This is a genomic window from Salmonella sp. SSDFZ69 (assembly GCF_004010755.1).
Taxonomy (GTDB): domain Bacteria; phylum Pseudomonadota; class Gammaproteobacteria; order Enterobacterales; family Enterobacteriaceae; genus Salmonella; species Salmonella enterica.
On sequence record NZ_CP034831.1, the window covers coordinates 229442 to 251567 of the forward strand.

The 22126-nt window shown below is 53.7% G+C and carries 18 protein-coding genes, 1 tRNA gene, 1 other RNA gene and 1 pseudogene; 15 read left to right on the forward strand and 6 right to left on the reverse strand.

Going from position 1 to position 22126, the window contains the following annotated elements; genetic code table 11:
* The first annotated feature begins 200 nt into the window (after positions 1 to 200).
* The 4 genes from eptB to EOS98_RS01120 all read left to right on the forward strand — a co-directional run bounded on the left by eptB (position 201) and on the right by EOS98_RS01120 (position 2644).
* Positions 201 to 1892 (forward strand): kdo(2)-lipid A phosphoethanolamine 7''-transferase, encoded by a 1692-nt coding sequence (gene eptB, locus EOS98_RS01105; protein WP_116525696.1) that lies wholly within the window; start codon positions 201 to 203, stop codon positions 1890 to 1892.
* Between the two features lie 90 nt (positions 1893 to 1982).
* Positions 1983 to 2059 (forward strand) — tRNA-Pro (locus EOS98_RS01110).
* A 35-nt stretch (positions 2060 to 2094) separates the two neighbouring features.
* Positions 2095 to 2228: non-coding RNA, RtT sRNA (locus EOS98_RS01115), on the forward strand.
* Positions 2229 to 2293: 65 nt separating this feature from the next.
* Entirely contained in the window at positions 2294 to 2644 is a 351-nt protein-coding gene (locus EOS98_RS01120; RefSeq protein ID WP_225872845.1) for a Fic family protein, read from the forward strand.
* Positions 2645 to 2716: 72 nt separating this feature from the next.
* Here the strand turns inward: EOS98_RS01120 and EOS98_RS01125 are convergent, their stop codons facing one another.
* Positions 2717 to 3724 carry a substrate-binding domain-containing protein gene (locus EOS98_RS01125; RefSeq protein WP_126523762.1) on the reverse strand — a complete coding sequence of 336 codons (1008 nt, stop codon included), beginning with the start codon at positions 3722 to 3724 and terminating at the stop codon, positions 2717 to 2719.
* Between the two features lie 149 nt (positions 3725 to 3873).
* On the opposite strand from EOS98_RS01125, the gene EOS98_RS01130 reads away from it, so the two are divergent.
* From EOS98_RS01130 to dppF, 7 genes are all read left to right on the forward strand, one after another.
* Positions 3874 to 4998, forward strand: a complete 1125-nt coding sequence (locus EOS98_RS01130) for an aryl-sulfate sulfotransferase (protein ID WP_127821131.1) — start codon at positions 3874 to 3876, stop codon at positions 4996 to 4998.
* Between the two features lie 57 nt (positions 4999 to 5055).
* The gene (locus EOS98_RS01135) at positions 5056 to 6381 is read left to right on the forward strand and encodes a uracil-xanthine permease family protein (protein ID WP_126523763.1); all 1326 of its coding nucleotides are present in this window, start codon (positions 5056 to 5058) and stop codon (positions 6379 to 6381) included.
* A 555-nt stretch (positions 6382 to 6936) separates the two neighbouring features.
* A complete protein-coding gene (gene dppA / locus EOS98_RS01140) occupies positions 6937 to 8544 on the forward strand; it encodes a dipeptide ABC transporter periplasmic-binding protein DppA (RefSeq protein ID WP_000028047.1) in 1608 nt (535 codons plus the stop codon).
* Between the two features lie 156 nt (positions 8545 to 8700).
* Positions 8701 to 9720 carry a dipeptide ABC transporter permease DppB gene (dppB, locus tag EOS98_RS01145; protein ID WP_045342487.1) on the forward strand — a complete coding sequence of 340 codons (1020 nt, stop codon included), beginning with the start codon at positions 8701 to 8703 and terminating at the stop codon, positions 9718 to 9720.
* Between the two features lie 9 nt (positions 9721 to 9729).
* Complete coding sequence (gene dppC / locus EOS98_RS01150) at positions 9730 to 10632, forward strand: dipeptide ABC transporter permease DppC (protein WP_000084690.1); 903 nt, start codon at positions 9730 to 9732, stop codon at positions 10630 to 10632.
* A 10-nt stretch (positions 10633 to 10642) separates the two neighbouring features.
* Positions 10643 to 11626 carry a dipeptide ABC transporter ATP-binding protein gene (gene dppD, locus EOS98_RS01155; protein WP_126523764.1) on the forward strand — a complete coding sequence of 328 codons (984 nt, stop codon included), beginning with the start codon at positions 10643 to 10645 and terminating at the stop codon, positions 11624 to 11626.
* Positions 11623 to 12636, forward strand: coding sequence for a dipeptide ABC transporter ATP-binding subunit DppF (gene dppF, locus EOS98_RS01160; protein WP_000103561.1), 1014 nt, complete (start codon positions 11623 to 11625; stop codon positions 12634 to 12636). Before dppD ends, dppF begins: the two co-directional genes overlap by 4 nt.
* A gap of 100 nt (positions 12637 to 12736) precedes the next feature.
* Here the strand turns inward: dppF and EOS98_RS01165 are convergent, their stop codons facing one another.
* Entirely contained in the window at positions 12737 to 14035 is a 1299-nt protein-coding gene (locus tag EOS98_RS01165; RefSeq protein WP_001150163.1) for an aromatic amino acid transport family protein, read from the reverse strand.
* A gap of 117 nt (positions 14036 to 14152) precedes the next feature.
* A pseudogene (locus EOS98_RS24755) lies at positions 14153 to 14305 on the reverse strand (PLP-dependent transferase); the annotation flags it as partial.
* Between the two features lie 372 nt (positions 14306 to 14677).
* Here EOS98_RS24755 and EOS98_RS01175 point away from each other — a divergent pair.
* Complete coding sequence (locus tag EOS98_RS01175; RefSeq protein WP_001537650.1) at positions 14678 to 14785, forward strand: type I toxin-antitoxin system toxin Ldr family protein; 108 nt, start codon at positions 14678 to 14680, stop codon at positions 14783 to 14785.
* Between the two features lie 81 nt (positions 14786 to 14866).
* On the opposite strand, the gene bcsG is transcribed toward EOS98_RS01175, so the two are convergent.
* Genes bcsG through bcsE form a run of 3 tightly spaced genes read right to left on the reverse strand, consistent with a single transcriptional unit; the run spans position 14867 to position 18302 of the window.
* Positions 14867 to 16546, reverse strand: coding sequence for a cellulose biosynthesis protein BcsG (gene bcsG, locus EOS98_RS01180; RefSeq protein WP_000192022.1), 1680 nt, complete (start codon positions 16544 to 16546; stop codon positions 14867 to 14869).
* Positions 16543 to 16734, reverse strand: coding sequence for a cellulose biosynthesis protein BcsF (bcsF, locus tag EOS98_RS01185; RefSeq protein WP_000988321.1), 192 nt, complete (start codon positions 16732 to 16734; stop codon positions 16543 to 16545). The genes bcsG and bcsF overlap by 4 nt, the downstream gene beginning before the upstream one ends.
* The gene (bcsE, locus tag EOS98_RS01190; RefSeq protein WP_023197652.1) at positions 16731 to 18302 is read right to left on the reverse strand and encodes a cellulose biosynthesis c-di-GMP-binding protein BcsE; all 1572 of its coding nucleotides are present in this window, start codon (positions 18300 to 18302) and stop codon (positions 16731 to 16733) included. The genes bcsF and bcsE overlap by 4 nt, the downstream gene beginning before the upstream one ends.
* 244 nt (positions 18303 to 18546) lie before the next feature.
* On the opposite strand from bcsE, the gene bcsR reads away from it, so the two are divergent.
* The 3 genes from bcsR to bcsA are packed head-to-tail and all read left to right on the forward strand — an operon-like array spanning position 18547 to position 22124.
* Complete coding sequence (bcsR, locus tag EOS98_RS01195) at positions 18547 to 18750, forward strand: cellulose biosynthesis protein BcsR (RefSeq protein WP_000282616.1); 204 nt, start codon at positions 18547 to 18549, stop codon at positions 18748 to 18750.
* A complete protein-coding gene (gene bcsQ, locus EOS98_RS01200) occupies positions 18751 to 19503 on the forward strand; it encodes a cellulose biosynthesis protein BcsQ (protein WP_000996115.1) in 753 nt (250 codons plus the stop codon).
* Positions 19500 to 22124, forward strand: a complete 2625-nt coding sequence (gene bcsA / locus EOS98_RS01205; protein WP_001275331.1) for a UDP-forming cellulose synthase catalytic subunit — start codon at positions 19500 to 19502, stop codon at positions 22122 to 22124. The genes bcsQ and bcsA overlap by 4 nt, the downstream gene beginning before the upstream one ends.
* Positions 22125 to 22126: the final 2 nt, after the last annotated feature.

The window sequence follows — 22126 nt, forward strand, 5'->3', positions numbered from 1 at the left end:
GCTGGCCCTTTTCCATTTTTAGTGATTTTTTGTAAAAATCTTCTCCGATCACACTCTCCGTTGCCACTTTCCCCTCTGCTTGTGGTCTACTTAACCGTGCTTGTAGACTTTCTTACATCTGCGTTAGCCGCATATTTACCTGTTTGATTAAAGAATCGTTGTACAGGTCGTTTTTATCCCGATTCCCAGGGTTTGTTTGCATGAGATACATTAAATCGATGACGCAACAGAAACTTAGTTTCTTGCTTGCGCTCTATATCGGTCTGTTTATGAATTGCGCCGTGTTTTACCGCCGTTTCGGCAGTTATGCGCAAGAATTTACCATTTGGAAAGGCCTCTCCGCAGTTGTCGAACTTGGCGCCACGGTGCTGGTCACTTTCTTCTTACTTCGTCTTCTTTCACTGTTTGGCCGACGCGTCTGGCGCGTGCTGGCCACGCTGGTGGTGCTGTTTTCCGCTGGCGCCAGTTATTACATGACCTTCCTGAACGTGGTGATTGGCTACGGCATTATTGCGTCTGTTATGACCACCGATATCGATCTCTCGAAAGAGGTGGTGGGGCTGCACTTCGTATTGTGGCTGATTGCCGTGAGCGTGCTTCCGCTCATCTTTATCTGGAGTAACCACTGTCGCTACACGTTGTTGCGCCAGCTACGTACGCCGGGGCAGCGTTTTCGCAGCGCCGCTGTAGTGATACTCGCAGGCGTAATGGTGTGGGCGCCTATCCGCCTGCTGGATGTACAGCAAAAAAAGGTTGAACGGGCGACAGGTATCGACTTACCCAGCTATGGCGGCGTGGTGGCGAACTCCTACCTGCCCTCAAACTGGTTATCTGCGTTAGGGCTGTATGCCTGGGCGCAGGTAGATGAGTCGTCGGACAATAATTCGTTAATAAACCCGGCCAGGAAATTTACCTATGTTGCGCCGAAGGATGGGGATGACACCTACGTCGTTTTCATTATCGGTGAGACGACCCGTTGGGATCACATGGGGATTTTCGGCTACGAGCGTAATACCACGCCGAAGCTGGCGCAGGAAAAAAATCTGGCGGCGTTCCGCGGCTATTCCTGCGATACCGCGACGAAGCTTTCTTTACGCTGTATGTTTGTACGGGAAGGCGGGGCGGATAATAACCCGCAGCGTACCTTAAAAGAGCAGAATGTTTTTGCCGTACTCAAACAGCTCGGATTCAGTTCCGATCTGTACGCCATGCAGAGCGAGATGTGGTTCTATAGCAATACCATGGCGGATAATATCTCCTACCGCGAGCAGATCGGCGCCGAGCCGCGTAACCGCGGTAAAACGGTTGATGACATGCTGTTGATTGATGAGATGCAGAACTCGCTTGCCCAGAACCCGGAGGGTAAGCATCTGATTATCCTGCATACTAAGGGGTCGCATTTTAACTATACGCAACGTTATCCGCGCAGCTACGCTCAGTGGAAGCCCGAATGTATTGGGGTCGATAGCGGCTGCACGAAAGCGCAGATGATCAACTCTTACGATAACTCCGTGACCTATGTGGATCACTTTATTACCAGTGTGTTCGATCAGCTACGTGATAAAAAAGCGATTGTGTTCTACGCGGCTGACCACGGCGAGTCGATTAACGAACGCGAACATTTGCACGGTACGCCGCGCAATATGGCGCCGCCGGAGCAATTCCGTGTTCCGATGCTGGTATGGATGTCGGATAAGTATCTTGCCAGTCCGCAACATGCGCAGATGTTTGCTCACCTGAAACAGCAGGCGGAGATCAAAGTGCCGCGTCGTCATGTGGAGCTGTACGATACGATAATGGGCTGCCTGGGGTATACATCGCCGAATGGCGGCATTAACCAGAACAACAACTGGTGCCATATTCCCGATGCGCAGAAAGTCGCCGCGAAGTAGGCTGTCTGCCGACTTTCTCGCCGATTGAATTGTATTTTGCGACTAAGGGATTGACGGGCGTGCGCCTGAGCAGTAAGATGCGCCCGCATTCGGTGATTGGCGCAGCCTGGTAGCGCACTTCGTTCGGGACGAAGGGGTCGGAGGTTCGAATCCTCTATCACCGACCAAATTCAGAAACCCTGCTCAATGAGCAGGGTTTTTTTGTATCTGAAGCCTGACGAGGATGAGAACCTCCGGGGGCAAGAGGTTCGACCCGAGCGAAGCGAGAAAACGTTGCGTCAGCAACGGCCCGCAGGGCGAGCCACGCAGTGGCGAGTCATCCTCTATCACCGAACTTAACGCATAACGCCCAGGGCTTAACGCATAGTGACATCAGCTTAACGCATAGCGCTCCTGACTTAGTGGATAGTCATCAAGGAAGAGATGAACACGGCAGATTTATCAGTCACTTGCTAGATAAACCGTTTATTGATGATCTTGACGAACTGAGCGATGGATTTCGGGATGTACTTGAAGCATTAGCTGCGCCATCGCGGGAGCACCGTCGGCTGGAAGCCGGGGTAATGAAGGAGCTGCTTGTCCAGTTGTGCGATGGGCACTATTTATCTGTTGCGGTAATGGAAATATTGTTGGGACGTAAGGCGCAGAGTATTCGCCAGAATTACTTAAAACCTATGGTGGATTCAAAGCAACTGAAGCTGGCGTTTCCTAACAAGCCGAATTCACCAATACAGGGGTATACGCTATCTTAGTAGGCTTCTGGCTGTTGGGCCGCTCTCTGAGCGGCTTTTTTGCGTCTGTAGCTCAGCTATCTTCTACGCGTTTTATCGCGAAGTGGACGCTCGCACCACCAGTTCAGGCATGATCCCGTCGCTGTGACTGACCTTCTTGCCCGCCAGCAAATCAAATAATAGCGTGATTGCCTGTCGCGCCACCTCATCAAGATGCATATTCACTGCCGTCAGCGGCGGCAGCGATTCGCGCGCGCGGATACCGTCATAGCGAGTAACCACCCGCATTTGTTCAGGTATGGCGATGTCTTGTTCCTGAAAAGCGCGTACCGCGCCGCTGGCAAAGGTATCGATCAGCACCAGTACGCCGTCAACGTCGGGATGCGCCTGTAATAGCTGCTGCGCGGCCTGGTAGCCGGCATTTTCACCCTCGCTTTCATTGAGAGAGTAGACGACGGGGGCCTGGCGCCCCGCGCACCAGTGCTGGTAAGCCGCTTCGCTCTCCAGAACTGATGTTCGCCGTGTGTTACCGACAAATAACGCACATTTGCTGGCGCCGGAGGCCTCCAGATGCGTTAGCAGAAGCTGTGCTGTTGCCGCCGAGTGCAGCTCCACCCACGGCACAGGCGTGTCGGTCCCCGGCGTGCGGCCAATGGTGACGCAGGGAATGCCCGCTTGCGCCAGCGCCTGGAGCTGCGGGTCGTTCTCCGCCGGCTCAATCAGGATCGCCGCGTCAAAGCTGACGGCATCCAGTGGATTTGCCCCCGGTGGTACCAGAATCAGCGCATGCTGCTTTTCCAGCGCCATCATCGCGGACGTTAACGCCACCTCCATCATAAATCCCAGTCGTGACGCGCCGGAGGCAATCGCCAGCGGCACCGAAGAGAGCAAGGCAATGGTATTGGTTTTGCCGGTTCGTAACTGGCGGGCGCGAATATTCGGCGTGTAGTTGAGCGCAACAATGGCCTCTTCAATACGCCGTCGCGTCTGCGGCTCGACAAAGCGGGTGTTGTGCAATGCATTGGATACCGTCCCTGGCGATACGCCTGCATGGCGGGCAACATCAATCAACTTTGCGCGTTTTTTATTTTGAACAGCCATCTGCTTCCTGACCTGCGAAAATTTGCGCACAGGGTAGCATATTTACCAGACGGTAACGTTTGCTTTTTTTCAGTGAGGATCGTAAAAAACTCTTCATTAAAACGTTTTAATGGGGTATTTTGGCGCAAATTTATTCCTCAGGAGGCGATGTGGCACACTTAACTCAGGATTCGACTTTCACCCTTGGACGCCGTCTGGCGGGCCTTATCTACGCTGATAAGGCGAAGAGCTTTGGCGGCTATACGCTTTTTGCGCCGCAAACCGCCGAAGGGCGGGTTTACCTGGTGGACGAGCAGGGCGAAGTCGCGCATCAGTGGCAGCTTCCGGTTCGCGCCGGGCGTGATGCGGTGCTGCTGCCGAACGGTAATCTGGGTTATAACGGCAGCCACCGCACTTCAGCGAACCTCTATCCGGCGTGGGATCTCTGGCACGGCGGCGACTTCTACGAAGTGACGCCGGATAACGAAATCGTCTGGCATTACGAAGATATTTACCATCACCACGATGCTCAGTGGCTGGAAAACGGTAACCTGCTGTATACCGCCGCGTCGCCGTTACCTGCCGATATCGCCGCCCGTGTTACCGGCGGCGACCCGCGCCGCGATGCGCCGGACGGCGTGATTCAGAGCGACGTCGTCAAAGAGGTCAATCGCGACGGTGAAGTGGTCTGGGAATTGCGTGCCTGGGAGCATTTGAATCCGGAAGATTTCCCGATTCATGATATTTTCGACCGCCGCCACTGGCCGATGATTAACGGCCTGTCCGTCACCCGTGATGGCCTGGTACTGATGAGCCTGCGTACCACTTCCGGCGTCATTGCCGTGGATAAAGAGAGCGGGAAGGTTATCTGGCATGCAGGGCCGGAAGTGGTAGCGCAGCAGCACACGCCGGTTGAGATGGAGAACGGGTCGATTCTGGTTTTCGATAATGGCAACCTGCGTCCCGGCGTCACCTCGCCGCATTCCACGGTGCTGGAGTTCGATCCGCAGACCAAAGCGATTACCTGGCAGTATCGCGATATCTTCCCGCCGGCGTTTTTCTCGCCGTATATGGGGAGCGCGCAGCGGTTGGCGAACGGCAACACCTTTATCTGTGAATCGGCGTTTGGCCGCCTGTTTGAAGTCACCCCCGAAGGCGAAACGGTATGGGAATATATCATTCCGTTCTTTAATGAATATCCGGAGCACCTCAGTAAAGGCATTATTCCTGGAAAACAGAACAGCGCCTTCCGTGCGCATCGCTATGCCGCTGATGCCATTAGTTGGTTGAAATAATACAGACCGCCAGCCCGCGCTGGCGGTTATTTTTTTGATGTTTTATGGGAGTTAATCATGCCGCAACCTGGCCTTACTACGCCGGATAACGATGCATTACCCTGGCAAACCACCTTACTTTTGGCGCTTCAGCATGTGCTGGTCGTTGCCGCCACCCCCATTACCTCCGTCTTTCTGATCGCCAAAGCGCTCCACTTTACCGATACGGTGACCGCCTCGGTACTTAGCGCGACCTTTCTGATGTGCGGTCTGGGCGCTATTTTGCAAAGCCTGGGTGTGAAAGGGGTGGGCGCGCGTTTGCCGTTTATTATGGTACCGGGGGGCGCGCCGATTGCGATTTTCGTTGCGATCGCTTTACAGACCAATATCCAGACCGCGATTGGCGCCGTAATTCTGACCTCGCTGTTCTACTTTATCGCGTTGCCGATTTTCCGCCGCTGCCTGCACCATTTTCCCCCCTTTATCATTGGCATCATGCTGCTAATGGTGTCGATTAACCTTATTCGCCTGTACGGCGGGTTGATCATTGGCCAGCCAGGGAGCGCCGACTTCGCTCATCCAACCAGTATCATTTTATCGCTGGGGACTATCCTGATAACGCTGATTTTCGCGCTGGCGTTTAGCGGTATTTTGCGCCAGCTGGCGGTGATGTTCGGCCTTTTAGCGGGAACGCTGCTGGGAATGGCGCTGGGTAGCACCGATTTTAGCGGTGTTAGTCACGGGCCGCTGTTTAGTTTCCCACAGCTTTTGCCGTTCGGCTGGCCGATTTTTGATCTCTCCGCCTCGCTGCCGTTACTGATTTACGCGGTTATCTCTATGGCTGAAGCAACCTGGCAAACGATTGCGACCGCGGAAATAGTCAATTCCACGCAAAATGTGCAGCAGGCGATTCCACGTACCATTCGTGGTGATGCGGTAATGTCGCTGCTGGGGGGGATTTTTGGCACCTCCTTAATTATCACCTCCGGCGAAAATATTGGGGTGGTACGCACCACTAATGTGAAATCGCGTTTCGTGACTGCGGCTGCCGGAGGATTGTTAATCCTGATTGCCATATTCGCGCCGCTGGTACGTCTGGCGACCTGTCTGCCAGGTTCGGTGGTGTGCGGTACGGCGGTGATTGTCTTCAGCATTATCGGGGTTATCGGCATTGATATGATTGCGCGTGAGCCACTGCATACGCCGGGCAAAACCTACGCGCTGGCAATGGGGCTGGCGATGGGCATGCTGCCTATTCTGGTGCCGGGTCTTTATCAAAATTTCCCTTCAGGCGTGCAGATGGTGTTTGGTAACGGCATGGCGGCGGGGACGTTGACGGCGATTCTGGTGAACTCGTTGTTTAACTGGAGCGAAAAGCGCACGCAGGCCAGGGTCAAAAGTTAGTTTTTGTGATCGCGGTAGGCCGCACGACGGCCTACTTATTTACAATTTTGTGACATATTCGATGGTGTTTTTCAATGTCCGGATAACTCTTTTTTGCACACGGCTTATGGATAACCTCAGCATTTTCGCCTGTGCGTTTTAGCGTTAGTGGTATTAATCGCTCAGATAATCAACATATCGAAAGAAATTTTTCAATTAATGTCTAATTGTTAATCACTAACTGTTGCAAAATATTAAGTGAATAACTCTGCCTTTCTGCCTATAGCACAAATTTCCCTGCTGAAAATACCCTTCTGAACTTTTTTTAATCTTTGTTTGTTAATTCTCACCGTTGTTGTAAAAGCTGGTTACCTGTATTGACGTTTTGACATTCTATTGACAGATTGTAGGGAATGAGGGGCATTTTATGGAGAATCCGCACTGCAACTCAGTCGATTATGCGAACGGAATCCCCACCTCTCACTACTGACCTGACCAGGTAAAAAACAAAAAAGGCCGGGCGGTAAAAGCCTTTGCAAAGGGCAAAACAACATACATCACAATTGGAGCAGAAGAATGAGTATTTCCTTGAAGAAGTCAGGGATGCTGAAGCTTGGTTTGAGCCTGGTGGCTATGACCGTTGCAGCAAGCGTGCAGGCCAAAACCCTGGTTTATTGTTCAGAAGGCTCGCCGGAAGGCTTTAACCCACAGCTCTTTACGTCTGGCACCACCTATGATGCCAGCTCCGTACCTATCTATAACCGTCTGGTTGAATTCAAAACCGGCACCACGGAAGTGATCCCGGGTCTTGCTGAGAAGTGGGATATCAGCGAAGACGGTAAAACCTATACGTTCCACCTACGTAAAGGGGTGAAATGGCAATCCAGCAAGGATTTCAAACCCACGCGCGAGCTGAACGCCGATGATGTCGTGTTCTCTTTTGACCGGCAGAAAAACGAGCAGAACCCGTACCATAAAGTGTCTGGCGGCAGCTATGAATACTTTGAAGGCATGGGGCTGCCGGATCTGATTAGCGAAGTGAAGAAGGTAGACGATCACACGGTGCAGTTTGTGCTGACGCGTCCGGAAGCGCCGTTCCTTGCCGATTTAGCCATGGACTTCGCCTCTATTCTTTCCAAAGAATATGCTGACAACATGCTGAAAGCCGGTACGCCGGAAAAAGTGGATCTGAACCCGGTCGGCACTGGCCCATTCCAACTGGTGCAATATCAGAAAGATTCCCGCATTCTCTACAAAGCCTTTGACGGCTACTGGGGCACGAAGCCGCAGATTGACCGTCTGGTCTTCTCCATCACCCCTGACGCCTCTGTGCGTTACGCCAAACTGCAGAAGAACGAATGTCAGGTGATGCCGTATCCGAACCCGGCGGATATTGCGCGCATGAAAGAAGATAAAAACATCAACCTGATGGAGCAGGCTGGCCTGAACGTGGGTTATCTCTCCTATAACGTACAGAAAAAACCGCTGGATGATGTCAAAGTTCGCCAGGCGTTGACCTATGCCGTGAATAAAGAGGCCATCATCAAAGCCGTTTATCAGGGCGCGGGCGTTGCGGCGAAAAACCTGATCCCGCCGACAATGTGGGGCTACAACGACGATATTAAAGACTACGGCTACGATCCGGAAAAAGCGAAGGCGCTGCTGAAAGAAGCCGGTCTGGAAAAAGGCTTCACCATCGATCTGTGGGCGATGCCGGTACAGCGTCCCTATAACCCGAATGCGCGTCGTATGGCGGAAATGATCCAGGCGGACTGGGCGAAGATTGGCGTTCAGGCCAAAATTGTCACCTATGAATGGGGCGAATACCTCAAGCGCGCTAAAGATGGCGAGCACCAGACGGTGATGATGGGCTGGACCGGCGATAATGGCGATCCGGATAACTTCTTCGCCACGCTGTTCAGCTGCGATGCCGCCCAGCAAGGCTCCAACTATTCAAAATGGTGCTACAAGCCGTTTGAAGACCTGATTCAGCCTGCGCGTGCGACCGATGACCACAACAAGCGTATTGAGCTCTATAAACAGGCCCAGGTTGTGATGCATGACCAGGCGCCAGCGCTAATCATCGCTCACTCCACGGTTTATGAGCCAGTGCGTAAAGAAGTTAAAGGCTATGTGGTTGATCCATTAGGCAAACATCACTTCGAAAACGTCTCTGTCGAATAATTAAAAGAGCGCTGCGCCCCGGTGTTGTGTAGGCCGGATAAGCGCAGCGCCATCCGGCGTAATGCTTTATCCGCGATGCAGTTTGCGTGGGATAAGATTTGTGAGCAATACAGACTCACGGTTCCAGGCCGTGCGTCATGAGAGAGAATTCGGGTTATGTTGCAGTTCATTCTCCGACGTTTGGGACTCGTTATCCCGACGTTTATCGGTATTACCCTTCTCACCTTTGCCTTTGTCCACATGATCCCCGGCGATCCGGTGATGATCATGGCGGGTGAGCGAGGTATTTCCCCTGAGCGTCATGCTCAACTGCTGGCTGAACTCGGTCTTGATAAACCGATGTGGCAGCAGTACCTCCATTATATCTGGGGAGTGATGCATGGCGATTTAGGCATCTCGCTGAAAAGCCGAATCCCCGTGTGGGAGGAGTTCGTACCTCGCTTTAAAGCGACGCTGGAACTTGGCGTCTGCGCCATGATTTTTGCCGTCGCCGTGGGGATTCCGGTGGGCGTGCTGGCCGCAGTGAAGCGCGGTTCTATCTTCGATCACACTGCCGTTGGCCTGGCGCTGACCGGTTACTCTATGCCTATCTTCTGGTGGGGCATGATGCTGATCATGCTGGTCTCCGTCCACTGGAACCTGACGCCGGTTTCCGGGCGCGTGAGCGATATGGTGTTCCTTGATGATACCAATCCGTTGACTGGCTTTATGCTGATCGACACCGCTATCTGGGGCGAAGAGGGTAACTTTATTGATGCGCTGGCGCATATGATCCTGCCTGCGATGGTGCTCGGCACAATCCCGCTGGCCGTCATTGTGCGTATGACCCGTTCGTCGATGCTGGAAGTGCTGGGGGAGGATTACATCCGTACCGCACGCGCCAAAGGGTTGACCAGGATGCGCGTCATTATCGTTCATGCTCTGCGTAACGCCATGCTGCCAGTCGTCACCGTGATCGGCCTGCAGGTCGGTACGCTGTTGGCGGGCGCGATTCTGACAGAAACTATCTTCTCGTGGCCCGGTCTGGGGCGCTGGCTGATCGATGCGCTGCAACGCCGCGATTATCCGGTAGTGCAGGGCGGCGTGTTACTGGTAGCGACGATGATTATTCTCGTCAACCTGCTGGTAGACCTGCTGTACGGCGTGGTGAACCCGCGTATTCGGCATAAGAAGTAAGGGGCCATCATGTCACAGGTTACTGAAAATAATGTTAATGCCGCACCGGCGCCCATGACGCCATTGCGGGAGTTCTGGCACTATTTCAAACGCAATAAAGGCGCGGTCGTCGGGCTGGCGTATGTTCTCATCGTGATCCTGATTGCGGTGTTTGCCAACTTTATTGCGCCGTACAACCCGGCAGAGCAGTTCCGTGATGCGCTGCTGGCGCCGCCGGTCTGGCAGGAAGGCGGCAGTTGGGCGCATATTCTGGGAACGGATGATGTTGGTCGCGATGTCCTCTCGCGCCTGATGTATGGCGCGCGTTTGTCACTGCTGGTCGGCTGTCTGGTGGTCGTTCTGTCGCTGGTAATGGGGATTATTCTCGGCCTGGTCGCGGGCTACTTCGGCGGTCTGGTCGATAACATCATCATGCGCGTGGTCGATATTATGCTGGCCCTGCCGAGCCTGCTGCTGGCGCTGGTGCTGGTGGCGATCTTCGGCCCCTCCATCGGCAACGCTGCGCTGGCGTTGACGTTTGTGGCGCTGCCGCACTATGTCCGCTTAACCCGCGCGGCGGTTCTGGTAGAGGTGAACCGCGATTATGTGACTGCCTCCCGCGTGGCGGGCGCAGGCGCGATGCGTCAGATGTTCGTCAATATTTTCCCGAACTGCCTTGCGCCGCTGATTGTTCAGGCATCGCTCGGTTTCTCTAACGCCATTCTCGATATGGCCGCCCTCGGCTTTCTTGGCATGGGCGCACAGCCGCCTACGCCGGAATGGGGCACCATGCTCTCTGACGTATTGCAGTTCGCGCAAAGCGCCTGGTGGGTCGTGACCTTCCCGGGGCTGGCGATTCTGCTGACGGTACTGGCATTTAACCTGATGGGTGACGGTCTGCGTGACGCGCTCGATCCCAAACTGAAGCAGTAAGAGGTTCGAGATGGCGTTATTAAATGTAGATCAATTATCGGTGCACTTCGGCGACGAAGGGACACCGTTCAAAGCCGTCGACCGCATTAGCTACAGCGTGAAGCAGGGTGAGGTGGTCGGTATTGTCGGCGAGTCTGGTTCCGGCAAATCCGTCAGCTCGCTGGCGATTATGGGGCTTATCGATTACCCAGGCCGCGTGATGGCGGAAAACCTGCTCTTTAACGGACAGGATCTGAAGCGCATTTCCGAGAAGGAACGTCGCAACCTGGTGGGCGCTGAAGTGGCGATGATTTTCCAGGACCCGATGACCAGCCTCAATCCTTGCTATACCGTTGGCTTTCAGATTATGGAAGCCATCAAGGTACATCAGGGCGGGAACAAGAAAACCCGTCGTCAGCGAGCGATTGACCTGTTGAACCAGGTGGGCATTCCCGATCCGGCCTCTCGTCTGGATGTCTATCCGCACCAGCTTTCTGGCGGCATGAGTCAGCGCGTGATGATTGCGATGGCAATAGCCTGTCGACCAAAGCTGTTAATTGCTGATGAACCGACCACGGCGCTGGATGTGACCATTCAGGCGCAAATCATTGAACTGCTGCTGGAGTTGCAGCAAAAAGAGAACATGGCGCTGGTGCTGATTACCCATGACCTGGCGCTGGTGGCGGAAGCGGCGCACAAAATTATCGTCATGTACGCCGGGCAGGTCGTCGAAACTGGCGCTGCGCAGGATATTTTCCGCGCGCCGCGTCATCCCTACACGCAGGCACTGCTACGCGCGTTGCCGGAATTTGCGCAAGATAAAGCGCGTCTGGCGTCGCTGCCGGGTGTGGTGCCGGGGAAATATGACCGACCGATGGGTTGTCTGCTTAACCCGCGCTGCCCCTACGCCACGGACAGATGTCGTGCGGAAGAACCTGCTCTCAACCAACTGGACGATGGACGTCAGTCAAAATGTCATTACCCACTCGATGATGCCGGGAGGCCCACACTATGAGCACGCATGAGGCCACCTTGCAACAGCCGCTGTTGCGGGCTATCGACCTGAAAAAACACTATCCGGTGAAGAAGGGGATCTTTTCTCCGGAACGGCTGGTAAAAGCGCTGGACGGCGTGTCGTTTAATCTCGAACGCGGTAAAACGCTGGCCGTAGTGGGGGAGTCCGGTTGTGGAAAATCCACACTGGGTCGCCTGCTGACGATGATTGAAACGCCAACCGGCGGCGAGCTTTATTACCAGGGGCAGGATCTGCTCAAACACGATCCGCACGCGCAGAAACTGCGGCGGCAGAAAATTCAGATTGTGTTTCAGAACCCCTACGGTTCCCTGAACCCACGCAAGAAAGTGGGGCAAATTCTGGAAGAGCCGTTGCTGATCAATACCAGCCTGAGTAAAGCGCAGCGTCGTGAAAAAGCGCTGGCGATGATGGCGAAGGTGGGGCTGAAAACCGAGCACTACGACCGCTATCCGCATATGTTCTCCGGCGGCCAGCGTCAGCGTATCGCTATCGCCCGCGGTCTGATGCTTGATCCGGACGTAGTGATTGCCGACGAACCGGTCTCCGCGCTCGACGTGTCGGTGCGCGCCCAGGTGCTGAACCTGATGATGGATTTGCAACAGGATATGGGGCTGTCTTATGTCTTTATCTCGCACGACCTGTCGGTGGTGGAACACATCGCCGATGAAGTAATGGTCATGTACTTAGGTCGCTGCGTGGAGAAAGGGACCAAAGAGCAGATTTTTAACAATCCACGTCATCCCTATACCCAGGCGTTGCTCTCCGCCACGCCGCGGCTGAATCCGGACGATCGCCGTGAGCGGATTAAGCTGACCGGCGAGTTGCCGAGTCCGCTGAACCCGCCGCCGGGCTGCGCCTTCAACGCTCGCTGCCGCCGTCGCTTCGGACCCTGTACGCAGTTACAGCCGCAGCTTAAAGAGTACGACGGCCAGTTGGTGGCCTGCTTTGCCGTCGATCAGGATGAAAATCCGCAGAAACCGCTGAGTTAATTGCGTTTTATGCCGGATGGCGGCTGCGCCTTATCAAGCCTACACCGTACCTGTAGGCCTGGTAAGCGTAGCGCCACCGGGCATGGCTCTCCGGTACGACTTATTCAATCAATTTTAATAACGGCGACAGGCACAACAATATTCCATATAACAGAATAAGCCAGGTTTTCAGGCCGCGTAATTTTTCCAGTTGCGCTACTTTATAAATCAGGAAAAAGGGAATAATACACGCGACAATGCCATAAAGCGGACTGCCTAACTGGAAAAAGACCAATACTGAGACGCGAAACGAAACCCAGATAACCAGAGTAACCACGATAAAGACACAGATACCAGATGTCAGTAACAGTGGGTTGACGTTTTTGACATCCATAATACGACTCAATACATTCAGCACAATACCTTTAAGCGCTTCGTGAAAACCTAAATAAATACCAAAGAACGCGGTAAGTACGGCAAAAATATTGAGGATGGTAGAGGTAATGTGGATGATATGGCCAGGGATTACCTGAGCTGCCAGCGCAAGGGCGGAAATATTCTGCTCGAACGCTGATACCGCCTCTTCATGGCTAATCGAAAAGGTAAACGAGAACGAGAAAAAGAGAATAATGGCAATCAGCGTAATATAGCTAATGCGATGCGTGCGAATCGCCATCCGGGTGGCCAGCACACGGTCAGGTTCGCGCTTACGATAGGCGATGTTCATTGGGTTTAGCACCTGAATGAAGACCGCAGAAAAGAAGCAAAATGGGATAGTGAGCAGTACGTCGCGAAAGAAAACCGATGCGGCGGGAAAGGCGGAAATATTATCAAGATTCCAGTGTGGGATCATCGCAAAACCGAATATCAGAATGATCCCGACTTTTACCACCACCATCGGGCCGGAAATTTTAAATAATAACTTTTCCCCGCCGGAGGCAATCGCCACCAGCACGGCGAAAATCGCGACTTTATAGATAATAGACTGCGAAAGATCGGCCTCAGTAAGGCCGAAGGTTTTGATATAGGAGGCGCTATCAAACACCACCGACAGGGAATAAATAAACACCCCGTGGATAATCATAAGAAAATAGATTACACCGAGAAAAATGCCCCAGTTTTTGCCAAGATAGTGACTGATAATATCCGTATAATCGTCACAGGTTTCGCTTTCAGATAACGTTTTTAGATAAATATCCTGCACAATATAGGTAGCGGGATAGGCGATGATAAAAGCGGTAATAAATACCCAGATCCCCTTGAGACCGATTTGCACTGGCATTAAGACGGTACCGGCGCCGATCGCCATACCGATACACAAGAGCACCCAGCCAAAATCATATTTTGTAAACGGTAATCTCGTTGAAAGCGGTGTGGTCGTAGCGTTACTGTTATTTAATGGTAATGTGTCGTCCTGCATAGAGCCCCCTGCCCAAAATATACGCAGCTCTCTCATAAAGAATGCTGCCTATAACCAGGCTATAGTGCCTTGATACCCGATGCGGCAAACCGGTGACAGCGGTTCGCCGAGCAATCGTCAGAATGCTGCTTTTCTGCTGGCGCGTTCAAGGTCATGAATAATATCGTCGGGATCTTCAGGTCCCGCTGAAAGACGGATAAGTTCGTCGGTAATACCTGCTTTTAGCCATTCCTCTGGCGCAACAGGCGAATATGTCATAGACGCAGGATGCTGAACGAGGGTTTCGGTATCACCGTGACTGGCCGCGAGGAGGCATAATTTACAGAATTGAGCGGCTGACTGCCAGCCTCAGAAATGCTGAATGTATTCTGGCAAATAAAAGTAATCGTCTGCGAAGCGTCACGCAGATTGCACGTTAGCGCCGTGCCGGGACGGGGATTTTGCCGTAATATCAGCAGCAAGCCGGGTTTACCCGGTGAGGCGCAATGTTGCGGGGGCTTGATCCCCGGCGGCATAGGTTGCTGGATAGAGAAAACCCCCGCACGTTGACTGGTATAAACCTGGCAACCTGACGGGGGCTAACTTGAACCTCAACACATCAAGGATAGCCGCGAACGGTTGCCATTGCAACAAGGCGGCTATATGACGCTTACGCAGTTGGGCGTGGCCTTCTGGCACGATCTGGCGGCGCCGATCATTGCTGGCATTATCGCCAGTGTGATCGTCAACTGGCTACGTGACAGGAAGTAACGCGTTTTGAGCGTCTGTCCGCCGTAATGGCAACATGCGCCCGAACCAGGCCGCAGGGGAAACCTTGTGGCCTTTTTCGGTTTACTGCGGGTAAGGCACCCAGTCGCCGCCATTCAGACGAACGTAGGGCTTACCCTGGTACTGAATCACCACCGCATTAGCGTTTTCTGAAACCGGCGCGGTTTGCGGCAGATTGCTGGTCAGCTTGTTCCAGTTCACACTGTCTTCGGTAAAAAGCTTACCGTCCACGGCGCGTACGACCAGTTCGGAAATCGCCAGGTAGCTGCTCGGCTGATTAATATCAATCGGCGCGCCCTCATGCGGGGCTTTCATGCCAAAAAATTTCACGCCCGCCGGGACATTGGTGATGGAGGGGCTGGGAATATCGCGCAGGCCTGAGATCTGCATTCTGTCGCCCTTCAGCGCGCCGCCGTGCTCCGGTACGACGACTACCATCACCTTACGCCCGGATTTCTCCAGTTCGGTAAAGAAAGCGTCCAGTTCATCGAACAGTTTCTGCGCGCGGATTTTATAATCCGCCGTTTTGCTGACGCCGGGGAAATGGTTGCCATCGTGCAGCGGCAGCAGGTTAAAGAAAGTCGCGGAGCGGGAATTGGCTTCACGTTCTTCCCCTGTCAACCAGCGGTTCAGGACCGCCAAATCGTCATATACCGGCGAGCCGTCGAATGACAGCAGGGCGGTTGGCAGGCCGGACTGGTTCATCAGTTCGCTCTGCATACCGCCGTTTTCGCGAACTTCTTTCAGGAAGCCGCCAAATTCACCGTTATGATCCATCATCAGATGCTGAGTAAAGCCCAGTTTCGCCAGATTATCAAACAGATAACATTCGTTATCGGCTGGTTGATAAAGTCGGGTATGCGATGGTTGACCACAGCTGGCGCGCAGCAGACGAATGGCCGCCGGGCCGCTGTAAGACGTACCGGAATTAAAGTGTTTAAACAAAATGTCAAAGTGCGACCATAGCGGATGTGACATCAAGCCTGCCGCTTCGACATCCGACCAGGAGAGCGAACAAATATTGATGACCAATAGGTCGAACGGCTGCGCATCAGGCGGAAGCTGCGCCGGGAACGTCGTTTTCCGCTTTTCTTCCGCGGCATAGAAGGTGTTCAACCAGGCGTTCAGATTCGCGGTCGTCGGCGGCGCGGTTTGCGCAGGCATATCGCCGATGACCGGCTTATCGCCCGCTGTCGCGACGGTAGCGGCTGCATTACCGCCAGTCGTCGTCACCGTATCGGTTGGCTGGCCTGCCGGCCACAGCGTAAAAACCGGGCCGGTTAATGTCAGGACATTCAGCCATACCATGATGGCGACCACAAACACCGTGACCCGAATCCACTGTGATAAAAAAAGCCAGGCAACCAGCAGTACGAAGATGGCGCCGATCATTTGCCAGTTAATAAAACGGGCGATCAGATCGAGCAGATAACCGGAGCTGAATTCCGCCACCTGCGTCCCCTGGCTCATAATGCTTTGCGGGCCGGGTAGCCAGGTATCATGCCAGAACAGCGCGAAGCCGACGGGAATGGCAATCCAGTGGCGCAACCGGTGAAGGCGATACTTTGGTATTGGCATGAGCAGAAACGCCATGAATACCAGATTCAGTAAAGGATGAAAATTCAGATAGCCTGCCCACAGCAGGCCAAACTTGACCAGAAAATAGAAGTTCCAGCCGGAAAGACCGCGCCAGTACTGCCAGAGCGGAGAAGGCATTGAAGGAGTTTGAGTATGCTGAGTCATTTTTTGTCTGCCTTGACTTTCGTAGCGCGGCGCAGAGTTCCGGCTGGTTTTACATAACGAGGTTTGGCAAATAGCAGCCGGGTCGTATCACTGATACGGCGTAGCGAATGACGCGCCAGATACCCCAGCGGGAAGAAAATCAGCGCGCAAAAAAGAATAATTTGCACGATATCGCTGATGGTCATCATGATGCACGCTCCGCGGTGTCGTCGAGCAATCGCAGGGGTTCAGGAATACGACGCCAGATGCGGCCATCGTGTTCGGCATTTATTACCGGGTCGGCGCGTTTTGCCAGCGGTAGCGGCGTTCCCCACAGTTCCGGCGACAATAAGCGCATCTGCACCAGCTCGGCGCTGATTTGTTTATCTTCGAACCAGACCATACGATTAGAGAAAATATCGCCCGTCGGCAAAGGGAAAATATGGTTTAACGCGGTATCCAGATCGTTGACCCGGCAGAATGATAAAAACAGCACCAGACGGTTGCCGCCGATGGTCATAATATCGCCGGTTCGGCTTGGCCGACATAATGTTAACGCCTGCTCAACCCGAATGCCCGGTACCGGGCGCAGCGCGACCAGAACGCCTTTCCCGTCGGCGGGGAGCAGGGTGTTGCTCATCATCGTATGGATGGCATCGCAGAAGGTATCCCACGGCTGAAAACCGCGCAGTTTCAACGGCTGCGTCATCGACAGTAGCGTGGTGATGTCTTCCGGTACGTAACGGCTGAACTGCTGCCCCTGCACGCTTTCAATAAGCGTCAGGCAGCGTGAAAGCGGGGCGTTCCAGGGAATGATCATATTCGCGCCGCAGCCCAGCAGCAGGCGCTCATCGGTGGCGCGCAAACTGGCGATATTTTCGCGCACGACAATTTTCAGCGCGCTTCCCCGTTGGCGCCGCAAAGTATGAATGCGACGAGCAAGCGGCTCGATTTGGTTGTTCTGTGTAAGCGAAAAAATAATTGTCGCGGCCTGCGCCGTGCGCGCGTCGTTGAATAGCGCTTCGTTATTGTCGAAAAGCGTCCAGTGTTCCGAGAGCGGCGGCGCGCCTTCAAGGACGGCGACGTGGCTAAGAATGCGTTTTTCGTCGCTACGCGGCTGAATTGCCGTCTCCTCCTGATGGGATAGCGTCCAGCGTTCGTCCTGCTGACACAGCAATAACTGCTGTCGGGCGCTGACGCCTTTTTCGTTACACCAGAAGGCAATATCGAACAAATGTTGGTCGCCCTGAAAACGTAAACTGGCGAGGCCGAAAAGTGAGCGATACTCGCCCATCAACAACGAGGACTGTTTATCGCTATTATTACAAGGGTTAATAACCAACAATGAACAGTGATGAAAACGAGTCCATTTATTCATTTTTTCCAGCCATTTATGCAGGCTTTCTGACGTTATATTCCGCCACGTGTTATTTGCACAAATAAGAATGAAAAAGTAATGCGTCGGGTTAACAGAACAAAGCAAATCGTGGGGCAAAGAGTATAGCCCTTTTTCTGAATCCGGCATGGTAAATAAGCGGATTTTCTCCGGACCGTGAGATTCATCTAATTTGATTACTTTGCCAGGATCGCCTTCCATGCCGATGACGGCGACATTTGCATTCTCCGTTTGTGACGCAATCGTTTGATTCACCAGGCTGATGGCATCTTGCTGGCGATCGGCGTTAACCCACCAGACGCCGCCGGTTGGCATATGGCGCAGTTCATCCCATAATGATGAGATGCCGAGAGAAAATACGGGGTCCACAGTGTCCCTCATGTCACTATTTTAACTGTTTATCAGTTTACTAGCGAAAGCACAGAAATAAACCTAACATTGAAATTAAAACGCATCAGATTTAGCATGTGAATCAATTTGTCCGGCAGGATGCCCTGTAACTCTGCGCTTTGCATTTTTACACATTATAAATGATGTCACGGAAAGATGAAAAATGCGCGTTCTCCCGTATTGACGACGGGGCGTAATGCTGCCAGTGAGAAATATTTAAAAAGGAGCAACCAGAATGTATAACAATGAACCTGGCGCTCAGTCCGATCCAACGTTGGGCTACACTTTTCAAAATGATTTTCTGGCATTAAGCCAGGCGTTTTCACTACCCGAAATAGATTATACCGATATTTCCCAACGCGAACAGTTGGCGGCGGCGATTAAAAGATGGCCACTTCTGGCTGAATTTGCGCAACCACATTCATTAAGGAAGCCATGAATGGCGATTCTGGGACTGCAGGGCGTGCGCGGCGGGGTGGGAACCACATCTCTCACCGCAGCACTCGCCTGGGCGTTACAAATCTTAGGGGAAAATGTCCTGGTGATTGACGCCAGCCCCGATAACCTGCTGCGCATGTCGTTTAACGTCGACTTCGTCCATCAGGGCGGTTGGGCGCGATCGTTGCTGGACGGCCAGGACTGGCGCGATGCCGGATTACGTTATACCTCACAGCTTGATCTACTGCCGTTTGGACAGCTCACCGCGCAAGAGCGGGAAAATCCGCAGGCCTGGCAGGAGACGCTGGGAGAGATCGGATCGGCTATCCAGGCGCTGAAAGCGAGCGGGCGTTATAGCTGGATTTTACTGGACTTGCCCTACGGCGCGTCACCGCTGACAGGGCAGCTGGTGAGCCTCTGCGACCATACGCTGGCGATAGCCCAGGTTGACGCTAACTGCCATATTCGCCTTCATCAGCAGGCATTGCCTGCCGGAGCGCATATTCTGATCAATGACTTACGCATTGGCAGTCAGTTACAGGACGATCTGTACCAGGTCTGGCTGCAAAGCCAGCGCCGGTTGCTGCCTATTGTGATCCATCGCGATGAGGCGATGGCGGAGTGCATGGCGTCGAAACAGCCGTTAGGCGAATATCGCAGCGATTCGTTAGCTGCCGAAGAGGTGTTAACGCTGGCGAACTGGTGCCTGCTGCATGATGCGGGCGACAAAACGTCCGCCGGGAGCCTGCGATGAGCGCCCTTTCCCGGTGGCTGCTTATCCCGCCGGTTAGCGCGCGTTTGAGCGAGCGCTATCAGGGTTACCGCCGCCACGGCGCGTCGCCGTTTAGCGCAGCGCTCGGCTGCCTGTGGATGATTCTGGCGTGGATAGTGTTTCCGCTTGAGCATCCGCGCTGGCAGCGTATTCGCGACGGGCATAAAGCGCTTTATCCGCATATTAACGCCGCCCGCCCGCGCCCGCTGGACCCGGCCCGTTACCTCATTCAGACCCTCTGGCTGGTGATGATCTCGTCGACTAAAGAACGTCATGAACCGCGCTGGCGGTCATTTGCGCGCCTGAAGGACGTTCGTGGACGTTACCATCAATGGATGGATACCTTACCGGAACGGGTGCGCCAAAAGACAACGCATCTGGAAAAGGAAAAAGAGCTGGGACATCTTAGCAACGGCGCCCGGCGTTTTATTCTGGGCGTTATCGTGACCTTTTCACTGATACTGGCGCTGATCTGTATTACGCAGCCATTTAACCCGCTATCGCAATTTATCTTTCTGCTGTTGCTGTGGGGCGTTGCGCTGTTGGTACGACGTATGCCGGGACGCTTTTCCGCGCTGATGCTCATCGTGCTGTCGCTAACGGTCTCCTGTCGTTATATCTGGTGGCGCTATACCTCGACGCTAAATTGGGACGACCCGGTCAGTCTGGTGTGCGGGCTGATTCTGCTGTTTGCGGAAACCTACGCCTGGATTGTACTGGTGCTGGGGTACTTCCAGGTGGTGTGGCCGTTAAATCGTCAACCGGTGCCGTTGCCGAAAGAGATGTCGCAGTGGCCGACGGTGGATATTTTTGTACCGACCTATAACGAAGACCTTAATGTGGTCAAAAATACCATTTACGCTTCGCTTGGCATTGACTGGCCGAAGGACAAGCTGAATATCTGGATCCTTGATGACGGCGGGCGTGAATCATTTCGTCAGTTTGCCCGACATGTTGGCGTGCATTACATTGCCCGCGCCACGCATGAACACGCCAAAGCCGGCAACATCAACAATGCGCTAAAACACGCGAAAGGCGAGTTTGTGGCGATCTTCGATTGCGACCATGTGCCGACGCGCTCGTTTCTGCAAATGACAATGGGTTGGTTCCTGAAAGAGAAACAGCTGGCGATGATGCAGACGCCGCATCATTTCTTCTCCCCGGACCCGTTTGAGCGCAACCTGGGACGTTTTCGTAAAACGCCTAACGAAGGCACGCTGTTTTACGGACTGGTGCAGGACGGTAACGATATGTGGGACGCCACTTTCTTTTGCGGATCGTGCGCGGTGATTCGCCGTAAGCCGCTGGATGAGATTGGCGGTATCGCCGTTGAGACGGTGACGGAAGATGCGCATACTTCGCTCCGGCTGCACCGGCGAGGTTATACCTCAGCGTATATGCGCATTCCGCAGGCGGCGGGGCTGGCGACGGAAAGCCTGTCGGCGCATATCGGGCAGCGTATTCGTTGGGCGCGGGGCATGGTGCAAATTTTCCGCCTCGATAACCCTCTGTTTGGTAAAGGCTTAAAACTGGCGCAGCGGCTGTGCTACCTCAACGCGATGTTCCATTTCTTGTCCGGCATTCCGCGCCTGATCTTTCTGACCGCGCCGCTGGCTTTTCTGCTGCTGCACGCCTATATCATTTATGCGCCTGCGTTGATGATTGCGCTATTTGTGATACCGCACATGGTCCACGCCAGCCTGACTAACTCGAAGATTCAGGGCAAGTATCGTCACTCTTTCTGGAGTGAAATCTATGAAACGGTACTGGCATGGTATATCGCACCGCCGACTCTGGTCGCGTTGATCAATCCGCACAAAGGGAAATTTAACGTCACGGCGAAAGGCGGGCTGGTGGAAGAGAAGTACGTCGACTGGGTAATCTCGCGTCCGTATATCTTCCTTGTCTTGCTTAACCTGCTCGGCGTGGCGGCGGGCGTATGGCGATACTATTACGGGCCGGAAAATGAAACGCTGACCGTCATCGTTAGCCTGGTGTGGGTCTTCTACAACCTGGTCATTCTCGGCGGCGCGGTTGCGGTTTCGGTAGAGAGTAAACAGGTCAGGCGCGCGCATCGGGTCGAGATTGCCATGCCGGGGGCCATCGCCCGCGAAGATGGACATTTGTTCTCCTGTACCGTACATGACTTCTCCGACGGCGGGTTAGGCATCAAGATCAACGGTCAGGCGCAGGTGCTGGAAGGGCAGAAAGTGAATCTGTTGCTTAAACGCGGGCAGCAGGAATATGTCTTTCCAACGCAGGTGGTGCGCGTAACGGGCAATGAGGTCGGGCTGCAACTGATGCCGCTCACCACCAAACAACATATTGATTTTGTGCAGTGTACCTTCGCGCGCGCCGATACGTGGGCGCTTTGGCAAGATAGCTTCCCGGAAGATAAACCGCTGGAAAGCTTGCTGGATATTCTGAAGCTGGGCTTCCGCGGATATCGCCACCTCGCGGAATTCGCGCCGCCTTCAGTAAAAGTAATTTTCCGATCGTTGACGGCGTTAATTGCCTGGATTGTATCGTTTATTCCGCGTCGCCCGGAGCGGCAAGCGGCGATACAGCCGTCGGATCGGGTTATGGCTCAGGCTCAACAATGATG